General features: G+C 42.3%; 13 protein-coding genes and 1 other annotated feature. Of the genes, 8 read left to right on the top strand and 5 right to left on the bottom strand.

Annotated features, from left to right (window positions below; all coding sequences use genetic code 11):
• The first annotated feature begins 2 nt into the window (after positions 1 to 2).
• From trpB to KYJ26_RS14885, 3 genes are all read left to right on the top strand, one after another.
• Positions 3 to 1,205 (top strand): tryptophan synthase subunit beta, encoded by a 1,203-nt coding sequence (gene trpB, locus KYJ26_RS14895; RefSeq protein ID WP_219168180.1) that lies wholly within the window; start codon positions 3 to 5, stop codon positions 1,203 to 1,205.
• Positions 1,198 to 1,986, top strand: coding sequence for a tryptophan synthase subunit alpha (trpA, locus tag KYJ26_RS14890; protein ID WP_219168179.1), 789 nt, complete (start codon positions 1,198 to 1,200; stop codon positions 1,984 to 1,986). The genes trpB and trpA overlap by 8 nt, the downstream gene beginning before the upstream one ends.
• A 146-nt stretch (positions 1,987 to 2,132) precedes the next feature.
• Positions 2,133 to 2,288, top strand: coding sequence for a hypothetical protein (locus KYJ26_RS14885; protein WP_171050748.1), 156 nt, complete (start codon positions 2,133 to 2,135; stop codon positions 2,286 to 2,288).
• A 51-nt stretch (positions 2,289 to 2,339) separates the two neighbouring features.
• Here the strand turns inward: KYJ26_RS14885 and KYJ26_RS14880 are convergent, their stop codons facing one another.
• On the bottom strand, positions 2,340 to 2,936 hold the full coding sequence (locus KYJ26_RS14880; protein ID WP_219168178.1) for a class I SAM-dependent DNA methyltransferase: 597 nt from the start codon (positions 2,934 to 2,936) through the stop codon (positions 2,340 to 2,342).
• A gap of 131 nt (positions 2,937 to 3,067) precedes the next feature.
• Positions 3,068 to 3,330, top strand: a binding site (T-box leader).
• Positions 3,331 to 3,387: 57 nt separating this feature from the next.
• On the opposite strand from KYJ26_RS14880, the gene metG reads away from it, so the two are divergent.
• Positions 3,388 to 5,037, top strand: coding sequence for a methionine--tRNA ligase (gene metG, locus KYJ26_RS14875; RefSeq protein WP_219168177.1), 1,650 nt, complete (start codon positions 3,388 to 3,390; stop codon positions 5,035 to 5,037).
• Position 5,038: 1 nt separating this feature from the next.
• Positions 5,039 to 5,527 (top strand): metallophosphoesterase family protein, encoded by a 489-nt coding sequence (locus KYJ26_RS14870; protein ID WP_219168176.1) that lies wholly within the window; start codon positions 5,039 to 5,041, stop codon positions 5,525 to 5,527.
• A gap of 33 nt (positions 5,528 to 5,560) precedes the next feature.
• On the opposite strand, the gene KYJ26_RS14865 is transcribed toward KYJ26_RS14870, so the two are convergent.
• Together KYJ26_RS14865 and KYJ26_RS14860 are read right to left on the bottom strand one after the other, a co-directional pair.
• Positions 5,561 to 6,388: a GNAT family N-acetyltransferase gene (locus tag KYJ26_RS14865; RefSeq protein WP_219168175.1), complete on the bottom strand. Its 828-nt coding sequence runs from the start codon at positions 6,386 to 6,388 to the stop codon at positions 5,561 to 5,563.
• 160 nt (positions 6,389 to 6,548) lie between these two features.
• Entirely contained in the window at positions 6,549 to 7,610 is a 1,062-nt protein-coding gene (locus tag KYJ26_RS14860) for a DUF3900 domain-containing protein (RefSeq protein WP_219168174.1), read from the bottom strand.
• A 148-nt stretch (positions 7,611 to 7,758) separates the two neighbouring features.
• Between KYJ26_RS14860 and KYJ26_RS14855 the strand changes: the two genes are divergently transcribed.
• Positions 7,759 to 8,745, top strand: a complete 987-nt coding sequence (locus KYJ26_RS14855; RefSeq protein ID WP_374939769.1) for a cation diffusion facilitator family transporter — start codon at positions 7,759 to 7,761, stop codon at positions 8,743 to 8,745.
• Between the two features lie 38 nt (positions 8,746 to 8,783).
• Here the strand turns inward: KYJ26_RS14855 and KYJ26_RS14850 are convergent, their stop codons facing one another.
• Positions 8,784 to 9,398 (bottom strand): PH domain-containing protein, encoded by a 615-nt coding sequence (locus KYJ26_RS14850; protein ID WP_219168173.1) that lies wholly within the window; start codon positions 9,396 to 9,398, stop codon positions 8,784 to 8,786.
• A 198-nt stretch (positions 9,399 to 9,596) separates the two neighbouring features.
• Here KYJ26_RS14850 and KYJ26_RS14845 point away from each other — a divergent pair, with 198 nt between their 5' ends.
• Positions 9,597 to 10,211, top strand: a complete 615-nt coding sequence (locus KYJ26_RS14845; protein ID WP_219168172.1) for an NUDIX hydrolase — start codon at positions 9,597 to 9,599, stop codon at positions 10,209 to 10,211.
• Between the two features lie 679 nt (positions 10,212 to 10,890).
• Positions 10,891 to 11,340 carry a hypothetical protein gene (locus tag KYJ26_RS14840; protein WP_219168171.1) on the top strand — a complete coding sequence of 150 codons (450 nt, stop codon included), beginning with the start codon at positions 10,891 to 10,893 and terminating at the stop codon, positions 11,338 to 11,340.
• A 650-nt stretch (positions 11,341 to 11,990) separates the two neighbouring features.
• Here the strand turns inward: KYJ26_RS14840 and KYJ26_RS14835 are convergent.
• Complete coding sequence (locus KYJ26_RS14835; RefSeq protein ID WP_219168170.1) at positions 11,991 to 12,242, bottom strand: DUF2164 domain-containing protein; 252 nt, start codon at positions 12,240 to 12,242, stop codon at positions 11,991 to 11,993.
• Between the last annotated feature and the right edge of the window lie 192 nt (positions 12,243 to 12,434).

Raw genomic sequence — 12,434 nt, 5'->3', positions numbered from 1 at the left:
GAATGTTATATGCGCAACCAGATCAGAAAGGACTGTTCGGTCAATTCGGTGGGAGGTTCGTTCCTGAATCATTGATGAAAGCTGTACAGGAGCTTGAAGCCGCTTACGATGAAGCAATCAATGACGAACATTTTCAAGAGAAGCTGCAGAGCTACTTAAAGGATTATGTAGGAAGGGAAAATCCTCTCTACTTTGCAGAAAACCTTAGCAGGCAGGTAGGAGGAGCCAAAATCTATCTTAAGCGGGAAGATCTTAATCACACCGGTGCACATAAAATCAACAACACCATTGGTCAGGCCCTGCTTGCTGAACGGATGGGAAAAAGAAAAGTGGTAGCGGAAACAGGAGCAGGCCAACATGGGGTCGCAACCGCCACCGTATGTGCTCTATTGAACCTTGATTGTGTCATTTTCATGGGAGCGGAAGATATCCGCAGGCAGAAGCTGAACGTATTCAGAATGGAGTTGCTCGGAGCAAAGGTAATCAGTGTCACCCAGGGAAGTGCCACATTGAAGGATGCCGTCAATGAAGCGCTGCGTTACTGGGTTGCCAATGTAGAGGACACCCACTATATCATGGGGTCCGTTTTAGGTCCACACCCATTTCCTAAGATGGTCAGGGACTTCCAGAGTGTTATTGGAAAAGAAACAAAGAAACAATTCTTTGAAAAAGAAGAATGTCTCCCGAATGCCATTGTGGCATGTGTCGGGGGTGGAAGCAATGCCATTGGGATGTTCCATCCGTTTATTGAAGACAAAGAAGTCGACTTATACGGTGTCGAGGCAGCCGGAAGCGGTGTTGAAACAGAAAAGCATGCAGCCACTTTAACGAAAGGATCCGTCGGAATCCTCCATGGAAGCATGATGTATCTCCTTCAGGATGAAGAAGGGCAAGTACAGGAAGCCCATTCCATTTCAGCTGGTCTTGACTATCCTGGTGTGGGACCTGAGCACAGCTATTTAAAGGAGATTGACAGAGTCCGTTATACTTCCATTTCCGACAGTGAAGCGCTCGAAGCATTTAAACAATTATCTCAGACCGAAGGGATCATTCCAGCTCTAGAAAGCTCCCATGCCGTTGCCTATGCGGTTAAAATAGCGGAAGACATGACAAAGGACCAATCGATCGTCATTTGTTTATCAGGCAGAGGGGATAAAGACGTTGAACAAGTAAAAGAATTATTGGGAGGTAGTCAGCATGGGTAAGACATTTCTGGAAAACACCCTTCAAGCCGAATTGAAACGGGGTAATAAACTGTTCATTCCCTATGTAATGGCGGGAGACGGTGGCATTGAAACGTTGATATTAACTTTAAAGAAGTTGGAAGAAGCTGGAGCGACAGCCATTGAAGTAGGTATTCCATTCTCAGATCCAGTCGCCGATGGACCGACGATCCAAGAAGCGGGTAAAAGGGCGCTTGAGAAGGGCACTACACTTCGAAAGGTGTTCGATGTATTAAAGAAACGAAGAGAAGAAATCGGGATCCCCCTGATTTTTATGACCTACATTAATCCAATATATAAATATGGTGTAGAACGCTTCTTTGGGGATTGTAAAAACGCCGGTGTTGACGGAGTAATCATTCCCGATCTGCCGCTGGAGCATTACGAATTGGTTAAAGCATCTTCCCGAGATAAGGAAGTTGCAATCATTCAGTTGGCAACACTCACCAGTCCTTTGGAAAGAGTGAAAGAATTGGCTTCTGTAACAGAAGGATTCCTCTATGCGGTCACGATTAATGGAATTACAGGAACAAGAGAGGGATTTGCAGAGGATATATCCCTTCATTTAAACAAGCTTAAGAGCAACAGTCCGGTTCCGGTTCTGGCAGGATTCGGGATATCCAGCCCTGATCATGTTCGCAGCATGAGTGAAAACTGTGATGGGGTAGTGGTTGGAAGTAAGATCATAGACCTTATTCAGCAAGGCTCATTTGATGAAATCAAGGAATTAATCGGGGCATCGAAGGGGATTTTTCACGCGTGAAAACATCCATTTTGTAAATAAATGTAGAAGTTGATGAACAGAGTCTAAATGAATGTTAAATAAAGGTAAATAGTCTTCTAATACTCTAAAAAATCAGTATGATAGAGATGTAGTTGAACAAAGCATCATAACAGGAGGCTATTAAAATGAAAAGTATGAAAAAGTGGTTATTAATGTTAATGACAGCACTATCAGTAGTAACTTTTGCAGCCGGATGCAGCAGCGACACAGAAGATGACACAGGAACAGAAGAGAACATGGATGAAGAAAGTAATACAGACGAGAGCAACACCGAGGAGTAAAAGATCTACAGCCGATCCTTATAGGGTCGGCTGTTTACTTGGCAGGATGAATTATTTTACACCTTTAACGGAGACAGTCAGTGAAGGATTCGCATCTTTATAGGAAACAGTAATATTTTTAAAACCGGTGTTCTGTAAAGCCTGTGAAATCTCCGCTCCATAGACTCGAGCTTTGCTGTCCCGCTCTTCATCTCCCCGGGGCTGAACGGTAATGAGCAGTGTGCCATCCGTTTTAAGCATCTTGTATAAATGGATGAGTGCCTGCTTCTGGTCATTCCATAATGGGTAGTTATTGACGGAAAGGATTCGATCGTACTGAACATCATTTAACTCGAATTGACTGATATCCTGAACAAACAGGCGAACCCTGCCTTTCTCTATGGCTTCTTCATTCTTGCTTTGGGCGGTTTCTTTCATGGTATCGGAAATATCGACGCCATCTACAAAGGAACCCGGATAGAGTTTGGAAATCCGCCGGATACAGTATCCTGTACCATATCCAACTTCAAGAATGCGTTCACCGTTTTGGATGGCCAGTTGCTTAATGGACCAGTTATTTATCTTCCGATTATCAAACTCCATCACCTTTCCCACAAACCAGCCTAGGAACCCTTTTGGACGCTTGAAGTGCTTTTGAATTGAAAACAACGGGACATCACCTCTATTCACTTTTCCTTCAAAAGGGATTCGTCCCTTCACTATTCCACTATTTCTTGTGAATAAAACCTAAGAATTTATGTTGCATTTTTTTTGAATAGTGGCATAATATAATCAAATTACTTTGTGCGTTGATGAGAAGAGTACTTAGTCGGTCCCTTTATCAGAGAGCTTCGGTAGCTGAAAAGAAGCAAGGGTACTTCCTTAGGAAAATGGTCTCGGAGCATTCTACTCGAACCAATATGGTGTAGGGTAGAACGGGGGTGGGCGTCCGTTATCATTGCCACGGTATAAGGGCTTTTCTTCCCCGTACTTGTTGAGGTAGTCTTGCGTGAGCAAGCTATAAACTAAGGTGGTACCACGAGCTTAACCCCTCGTCCTTGGATGTCTTTCGATATCTATCAGGACGAGGGGTTTTTATTTATATCGAGGAGGAAACAATATGACTGTTTTCATAGGTGGGGCTTGGCCATACGCCAATGGCTCCCTGCATTTGGGGCACATCGCAGCATTGCTGCCGGGGGATATCATTGCCCGTTATTATAGGTTGAAGGGGAAAAAGGTTCTCTATGTGTCAGGAAGCGACTGTAATGGTACACCGATTGGAATCCGGGCGAGACAAGTTGGAGTGACGGTTGAAGATATAGCTGATCGATATCATGAAGAATTTATCCACTGCTTTCAATCACTGGGATTCAGCTATGATCAGTATACCAGAACGGATCAGCCTCAGCATCATGAGGAGGTACAAAGGATCTTTACCCTCCTGTATGAAAATGGATGGCTTTATGAAAAGGAAATAGAGCAAGTGTACTGTGTTCACGATCAGCGATTCTTACCGGACCGATTCGTGGAAGGAACCTGTCCGGTCTGCGGTTCGAAGGCGAGGGGAGATCAATGCGATCAATGCTCCACTGTATTGGATCCAACAGACTTATTAGATAAAAGCTGTAAACTTTGCGGGCATAAACCGGTTCTTAAAACGACCACACATTTATATTTTGCTCTCTCCAAGTTTCAACAACCCTTACAGACGCTACTAAATGAACATAAAGGAAAGTGGAGGGAAAATGCCGTCCAGCTTACAAGCCGCTATCTTGAAGAGGGACTGAAGGATCGGCCGGTTTCAAGAGATTTGGAAAATGGAGTGGAGGTTCCCCTCGAAGGCTTCCGTGACAAGATGATCTATGTCTGGATAGAAGCAGTGTGTGGATATTTGAGTGCATCCAAGAAATGGGCTGGAGAAGCAAACGATCATTGGAACGAATATTGGGATAAAGATTCCGTCTCTTATTATGTGCATGGAAAAGATAATATTCCTTTTCATACGATCATATGGCCAGCCATACTTATGGGCATGAATGAAGAAATGAAATTACCGGATCACATCGTTTCAAACGAGTATCTGACATTGGAGAAAAGAAAAATATCGACGAGCCAAAATTGGGCTGTCTGGCTAAAGGATCTTTTAACCGATTACCATCCTGATACCATTCGCTATTTTCTTACGATCAACGCACCTGAAAAGAGGGATGCTGACTTTTCTTGGAGGGAATTTATTTATAGTCATAACAGTGAGCTTCTTGGCGCTCTCGGAAATCTTGTTCAACGTACAGTGAAATTCTATAAGAAAGAGTTCGGTGACAACCTAATAGTAACCAGTGTAGACGAGATAGTAGAACGTAGAGTGGAAGAGGTATTCACTTCTGTAGGCAAATGGATTGAAGCAGGAAGTACAAGGCAGGGACTCGAGGAAGTATTTGAATTCATTCGGTGGTCGAATAAACGTTTTGATGAAAAGAAACCATGGGTAATAATGAAAGAAAATAGGGGAGATGGGAGAAAGGTGCTCGAAGAATTCATCTATATCATCAGTAATCTGAGAAGCATCCTTGAGCCCTTTCTACCTTTCACAGCTTCAAAGGTCGGGGAACAGTTAGGCATGACCCAACAACCGGTTTGGGGGAATGCATACCTCCCTTTGAAGTTAACGATAGAGAATACATTACCATTGTTTACCCGGATTGAATTGGAATCGATCGATAAAGAACGGGAAAAGCTGATTGAAAAATCCAATGTCAAAGGAGAATGAAATGAAAATCGTCATTGTATCTGACACTCATATGCCGAGCAAAGGGAGGGGGCTCCCTCCTATCCTTCAGAAAGATCTTATGGAGAGCGACCTCATCATTCATGGAGGAGATTTTGGGACTTATGATGTTTATGTAGAATTTATGGGATACGGGGAATTGATTGCCGTTGTCGGAAATATCGATGATTCTGAACTTCAATCTCTTCTCCCAAAAAGAAGGATCATAGAAAGAAAAGGCATGAAGATTGGTATAACACATGGGGACGGGAAGGGTAAAACCACTGAAAAAAGGGCTTTGGAAGCTTTTGAAGGGGAAGATGTGGATGTGATCATCTTTGGTCATTCCCACATCCCCTTTTCCCGATTTATGAAAGGGATTCTTCTGTTCAATCCCGGGTCCCCCACGGATAAACGAAAGCTTCCATACTATTCCCATGGTGTATTGACGATTGAGGAGACTTGGAAGATAGAGCATGTATTTTATGATTAGTAAGGAGCAGTGGCCGAATATGCCACTGTTCATTTATTGGATAGGGTATTGAAAATAATCCTGACGATAGATGATTTGAAAACCACTGGATTCATAAAGTTTCAGCGCCTTGGAATTGGTGGCTGCTACGTCCAAATATATGTCATCCGTCCATTTCGATTCCTGCATCACCACTTGAGATAATGCTTTCCTCCCGATTCCCTTTCCCTGAAATGAAGGGAAGATGGCAAAACCATAAATGGAGCTTTTTTTGTCCATTCTTTGAACTCTTATCTTTCCTATCGTTTTTTCACCGTACATGATCATGAGGTTGCCTGACCTGGATTCTGCGAATAATCTTTTGGTGTACATTTGAGCATCGCTTCTGACTATTTGGAAACATTTTTCATCAAGGTCAATGATTGTTTCAATAGCGTGTTCATCCGCCACTCTTAAAACGACAGTATCGGTATTTGGGATGAGGTCTTTCTTATTCCACTTCATTTCGTATTCCGTGAAATCATAAGCTGCTTTTGTTTGGGATATAAATCCTTTTCCAGAAGCAGAAGAGCCCGGAACATTGAGTAAGAGCTTGTGGACACTACGGGATTTTAAAGAGTGTAGAGCCTTTTGAAGGAGTTCTTGAAACCGGTGCTGACGGCGGGAATCCGGATGGATCATTCCGCATATTTCATACGAATCTCCAAATCCATAAATACCTAAAAATCCAATCAGTTTATTATCCTTGTAAAGAAGGAAATCATCTTGATCATTCTCTCTCTTTTTAAGCATTTCCCAGTTTAATTTTAAATTTATGCCTTCAAACGTTTCGCAGACATTCTGCAGATCCTTTATATCTTGAAGCTGTTTCGAAGTAAGCATTTGACGTCCCCATTCTTTCAAAGAATAAAACATTTACTTACTAAATTTTATTTTATTATCCATATTTTCACAAGGGTGGAGCGTAGATTTAAAGAAATAAAAATAGGTTCAACACACGAATATCCATGGGAAAAGCCATGCTCTTCTACATGGCTAATAATTATTCTTTCTCTTGTATACGCTGAATCACTTCATGCAGGTCATCGGGCTTTAAAAATTCCAGAGGGGAAAACCCTCTTTCAAACATGACCGATTCGCTTTCAATCATCAAGACATAGCGCCCATTCACTTTTGCTAAATGAATGTTGTCCCCAAAGTCTGAAAGGAGGGCTTTGACTGACACATGATCAAGCTTCACTTTCAGTTCCACTTCAGGGGACTGCTCGACGATTTGAGAAGTGGCTTCTACGACTTGTTCCGTCGTGAATCGTTCCTGCAGTTCACGCTTTGGGCTGATCGCCCATTCTTCCACGGCTTCTTCAAATTCGATCCGTTCGTCACTTTCTTCCGCGTACGTTTCAGATATATGTTCCTTCACCATTCCATACACTTGGGATTTGACGATTTCTGGCATGGATTTTTCATACTCCACCCATTTCAGGAAATCTTCAAAGTACCTCGCATGTGACGCTTGATGGATCTTGATTTCGGCTGAATCCATCATACCTTCTTCAGGCATGTAGGGATATTGGATCGATTTCATATTTTTTGTCGTAATCGCCATTTCTACATTGTGGATCAAGGTTGCTTCATCCGTGATGGTGGCAACTTTTGGTTCAAAATCACATTTCATGATGAACAAAAAGGGATCATCAAAAAATTTCGTCAGCTTTGCTGAAGCTACCAGAAATGCTCCGCCTCTAATGGCGCTCGCTTCAATATACATTTGGACAATTTGATCGCACTCTTCTCGAAACGCTTCTGCACTCTCTGCGTACCGGGTTCGGTGGAATAAATTATAGTTTGGATTCGAGGTCAATTCATGACCGGGCTCTACAACAAAGCGGCCAATCTTAGTTGGAGCTGATTCTGACTTGGAATGCCTGTCAACCTTACGTTTGACGATCTTCGTCAGTTCTCCGTCAAGAAAGCTTTTCAGGGGGCTTTCTTCATATTCAGCCCCGGTTAACGTTTGAAAGTGTTTATGTCGTTTATCTGCTTCTTCCCCTTTGCCTTCAACCTGTATTAAATAAAAGGAAAGGTGCTGTATCGTAAAATCCATGATATTTACTCCTAACTAGATTGGAAATCGTATGTATACATACTTATTGTATCAGTATAGAAAAGCTCAAAAGGTTCGTCAATTGACTTATGAAAGTACAGACTTTAGAGATACTACGTATTAGGTGGATAAAACGTAAGGGGTGATCGTGGTGAGTAATGAGTCTTTTCTTTCGCTAGTGAAAAAAGGCAATAAATCTTCCTTTTTTGCAATGGTAGGGAACGGGATCCTGGCAATCGCAAAGGGGGCAGCTTTCCTATTCAGCGGGAGTGGGGCCATGTTTGCATCGGCTATGCACTCATTGGCCGATGCAGTCAATCAAGGTTTTGTGTTTATCGGAAGTGTTCTTTCAGAAAAAAAGCCGACAGAAAAGTTCCCGACAGGTTTCGGCCGTGTCATCAATTTATTCTGTATGATCGCGGTTATCGTCGTATCGGTTATGGCATATGAGACGATCCGTGAAGGGTTTCACCTTCTCAAACACCCTGCAGAAGTAAAAGGAATCTGGATCAATGTTTCAGTGTTGCTGTTAAACATCGTCATTGATGGAACCATTCTCTTTAAAGTCATGAAGGAAATCGGGCAGGAAGCTCGTGTGGAAAGCAGTGGAGCAGGTATTGTCACCGGTGCGTTCAAGCATGTAAAACGGGCTGCACCACCAACAAGGCTCGTATTTTATGAAGACCTGGTAGCTGTATCCGGGGCAATCCTTGCGCTGATCGCCGTACTTGTCTCTTATTTCAGCACGATTCAACTATTGGATGGGATTGTGACGATCTTGATAGGATTCCTGATGGTGGGTGTAGCTTTTCGGGTAGGCTACGATAACATGGTCGGTCTGATTGGAGTTGCTGCTCCTAAAGAAGTTGAGGACAGGATTGCTGCTGCCATCTTTGAACATGAAGCAGTCATCGATATCTTTAAGTTGAGAATCACCCAGGAAGGGCGCTATTACCATGTAGAATCCTATCTTGAATTGAAGAAGGGGCTGCCACTCTCAGAAGCGGATGACATTAAGTTTGCCATCCAGGAGAAATTAATTGCCGATCCTGATATCGCTGATGTCACTTTAGGCATCATTGAGGATGACGGTATCCAAGAATGGAAAGGGACACATTCCCATGAAATGTCATAAGGGATATCCGGCTGAGCATTCCAGCCGGATGGTGAAGATTAATTTTGAATGAATTTTTCAAATACAAAGCCGAAATCCTTTAGGGTCAACTCTTTTTTCTTATCTGCCATCCAATTGAAGGCATATTGATTGACCTCTTTAAACTGCTCGACTACATTCACATCATTTGTCTTTACTTGTCCCAATGTAGAGGCCGCAAGTTGGAGACTTTCATTTGAGAAAGATGAATATATGCTGTTGTCAGTAGTGATTTCACCAATCTTGATCAGAGATTTGTATAAATCTTTCACTTCAGTTAAGTGTTTTTTATGAACATCAATGGAATAAACTTCCGACCCGATCTTGAATTTGATTTCCACATCCAGATCAACTGTACCTGCGGTTTCAAGAAGGACATTCGACAGCTGATATTTATAATAATCGAGGCGGCGGAGCACCCGTTTTTTGCTGGCTGCACTCGTGCCGTCCAGATGAATGAGCGCTTTGTTTGTAAAGCAATATTCATCGGACTTGGATTTGATCAGGAAATAGATCTTTTCTCCATCCTCATGCATAATGTAATCATCTGAATCGGCTTTATCGTAATCAGCCGGCTTGATGACTGTACCAATATCACTTAAACCTAATACATCTGAAGCAACTTTTCCAAACATGCTATCAAATCCTTTCTATTAATGACTGAGTGTTCTTCTCCCCATCCGGGAAGACTTCATCAGTATATCATAGTTTCATAGTAGTTATGGTAAAAAATGGTTCGTGTTGTATCGAGCACATATGGCTTGGTGTTGGATCACGTTCATACTATAATAAAGAAAATCATAGAATAGAATATCGAATTAAGGAGGGATAGGATGGATATGAACGAGCTTTTGATGCGTTTCAAAGACAGAACGCCTAAAGTGCTGGGAAGTGAATCATTTTCTGAGTATGCTATTCTACTTCCTTTGATAGAAGTGGAAGATGAGATTCACGTATTATTTGAAGTACGCTCATTGAATATGCGGAGACAGCCGGGGGAAATATGTTTCCCGGGAGGCAGGATCGACCGGAGTGATTCCGATGAGAGGGCAGCTGCGCTAAGGGAGACGTCTGAAGAACTCGGGATTGCAGAGAAAGCAATCACCGACATACATCCCTTGGATTATATCGTATCACCATTTGGGACCATCATTTATCCTTATGTGGGAAAGCTGAATATCTTATTTGAAGATATGCGCCCAAACCCGGCGGAAGTGGAAGAAGTTTTCACCGCCCCCCTTTCTTATCTTCGTGAAAAAGAACCGGAATTATATAATATTAAATTTAGAATGGAACCTGAGGAGAGCTTTCCGTATAAACAAATTCCTGGTGGCGAAAACTACGAATGGCAAGCTAGGACTATGAAGGAACATTTTTACTATTATGAGGACAAAGTCATCTGGGGACTCACCGCCCGTGTGCTGAATCATTTTATTAAACTGCTATAATCGCCGTTGACTTGCTGTTTAATAAAAATAGATAAAAAGAAATTCTACATTTACTTGTACGGAGTGACATTCGTTTCGGTTTAATACTTTTTTCGATAAGCTAATCTGTCGGAGAAGGTATTTTTGTTTGACATTTTGTAGCAAATTGAATGGTTTGTAAAAGGTTAGAAGGAGGTAAAGACAAGTAACATGAACTAAGGAGAGGGGAAAAATTATGATCATTCGTGCTAAATGCTGGAGGATGTTAAGTGTACAGGAAAAACTGTTTATCCTGAAGGCGGTATGTAATAAACATCTGAAAAAATAACCCCTGGACATGGAGACACAATTATTTCATTTTGAACATTGTTAATTGGTGGTACGATCAATATCGGGAGCGAAGAATGTTTTACATGAATCCCATTCCATTTATGGAAATGTGGTGGAAACGACATGGATACATTGATCCAACCACCTGCCTATTCTTTTTTGAATATTTCCGAAAAGTCTAGAAGATCATTCGCTGGTACTCACTCCATTTTATCCCCCATATCCCTCCTGAGCTTATTTCATCTCTTCATGCTCATCACTAATCAAACAAGGTATGATTCCTTCTTGGTATGGAAAACAATTGTTTCTGGCGCACATTATTGATACTTTGGTAAGATGATAGTGCACATACATATAAGGAGGACAACAAGTGAAAGAATCAAAAGCAATTATGATTGCAGGAGTATTATTTGCCATCCTTTTAACGGGATGCAACCGAAATGCAGCAGATATGGTCGTAAACGGTGGTGTAACGTGGAATGAAGAAGAGGAAACACTTACATTTTCCGGACTATTAACCGATGAAGCCATAGAACCGGATACCAAGTTCCGTGCCCGTTTTTACCTGGAAGGAAAAACAATCAAGAATGCTTTGGGGACCGACTTGATCTATTCGGATGAAGAGCTCAAAAGCCGATCAGAAGGAGAGGCAGTTCAAGAGTTCAAAGTAGAGAAAACCGTAGATATTAAAAAGAGTGACGATATGGATAAGGTCATTGACGAAATAAGAAATAAAGATAAAGAAGCCGTAACCATTGAAATCGTAAATGATAATGGACGGATTGATGACATGGTTCTTCATAAAATTAAAAAGGAGTAGGGTTTTCCCTGCTCCTTTTTATTTCTTGCTTTTGGATGTAGAGAGTGGCTGTTGATTTCCGCTACAGGTGCTCGCTTTCCGCGGGGCTGGCGGTGAGCCTCCTCGGCTTTGCCTGCGGGGTCTCACCAGTCCAGCTACGGCGGCTAGCCCCTCGAGGTCATAAGCTAAATGGTCCAAGAAGGCAAAAGAACGCCTTCTTAGCCCATTCATCTTATGCTTGTCGGGGCTGAACGAGCCGCCTCCGCATTTCGTGCTGTCCAGCGTTTCCCGCAGGAGTCGAGCACCTTCCGCTCCAATCAACTATGTTTTTACAATCATAAAGAAAATGTGTAGATTGTTTATGCCACTGCTTTTTCATTTGTTGTAGTGAACGATTTTATTTAATCGTACATTACGCTTCCTTAACTGATGTTCACGATTTATTTTTTTTGCTCTGTCAACACTTACTACTCAAGAGGGTGAAGGGAACTGCGTAGACTCCTACGGAAAACGGGCGTGCCGAGACCCCGGAAGCGGTTTTTGCTGAGGAGGCTCGGCCGAACGTCCGTGGAAAGCGGAGCAGTTCCCTTCACCATCCTGCACCACATCCTAAATGACAGAGCATTCGCAGATCTTAGTTTGTATATAACAACAATCTTTTGCGAGTTGCATCATTTGGGATTCACTGGTCTTTTCAATGCATAAAGGTCGTCCTCGAGAAGCAGCATTTTATCCATCAACACGTCCTTGGAGTCCATCACTCCCTTATTGTAGAGGAAGGGACCTATTTCCTTCATGAAGAAGTCGAACCAATTTTCAGCGCCTAAATCCCCGATTTCATCCCCTGTTTGCTCATAGTAAAAGCTTTGGATCATTCCAATCATTTCATCTTTCTGTTCCTTTGGGATCTTTGTAAACATCATATGTAACCCTCCAGTTTGGTTTCCTCCATCGTAACATAACAGGCCCGATGACGGGTATGAAAGAAAGCCACCGATTCTTCCTAATGTTATAGATTGAAATCATTGTGTAATAAGAAAGCCAAAGTAAAATGAAGAAATCGACTGTCATGACGCTGACAAGCTTTGAAGCTTGGAATGCATTCCAATAAGAAG

The sequence above is a fragment of the Rossellomorea orangium genome (genome assembly GCF_019334305.1).
In the GTDB taxonomy this organism is placed as follows: Bacteria; Bacillota; Bacilli; order Bacillales; family Bacillaceae_B; genus Rossellomorea.
Note: the sequence above shows the minus strand (reverse complement) of the source record. Positions and strands in the feature narration are given on the sequence as shown.

What these genes read in the sequence shown, in the direction of transcription:
- KYJ26_RS14850 (WP_219168173.1), bottom strand. Translation starts at nt 9,398, where the DNA reads ATGTTTGGAAAAGTTGCTTCAGATGTATTAGGTTTAAGTGATATTGGT.
- KYJ26_RS14845 (WP_219168172.1), top strand. Translation starts at nt 9,597, where the DNA reads ATGGATATGAACGAGCTTTTGATGCGTTTCAAAGACAGAACGCCTAAA.
- KYJ26_RS14860 (WP_219168174.1), bottom strand. Translation starts at nt 7,610, where the DNA reads ATGGATTTTACGATACAGCACCTTTCCTTTTATTTAATACAGGTTGAA.
- KYJ26_RS14835 (WP_219168170.1), bottom strand. Translation starts at nt 12,242, where the DNA reads ATGATGTTTACAAAGATCCCAAAGGAACAGAAAGATGAAATGATTGGA.
- metG (WP_219168177.1), top strand. Translation starts at nt 3,388, where the DNA reads ATGACTGTTTTCATAGGTGGGGCTTGGCCATACGCCAATGGCTCCCTG.
- KYJ26_RS14870 (WP_219168176.1), top strand. Translation starts at nt 5,039, where the DNA reads ATGAAAATCGTCATTGTATCTGACACTCATATGCCGAGCAAAGGGAGG.
- KYJ26_RS14885 (WP_171050748.1), top strand. Translation starts at nt 2,133, where the DNA reads ATGAAAAGTATGAAAAAGTGGTTATTAATGTTAATGACAGCACTATCA.
- trpB (WP_219168180.1), top strand. Translation starts at nt 3, where the DNA reads ATGTTATATGCGCAACCAGATCAGAAAGGACTGTTCGGTCAATTCGGT.
- trpA (WP_219168179.1), top strand. Translation starts at nt 1,198, where the DNA reads ATGGGTAAGACATTTCTGGAAAACACCCTTCAAGCCGAATTGAAACGG.
- KYJ26_RS14865 (WP_219168175.1), bottom strand. Translation starts at nt 6,388, where the DNA reads ATGCTTACTTCGAAACAGCTTCAAGATATAAAGGATCTGCAGAATGTC.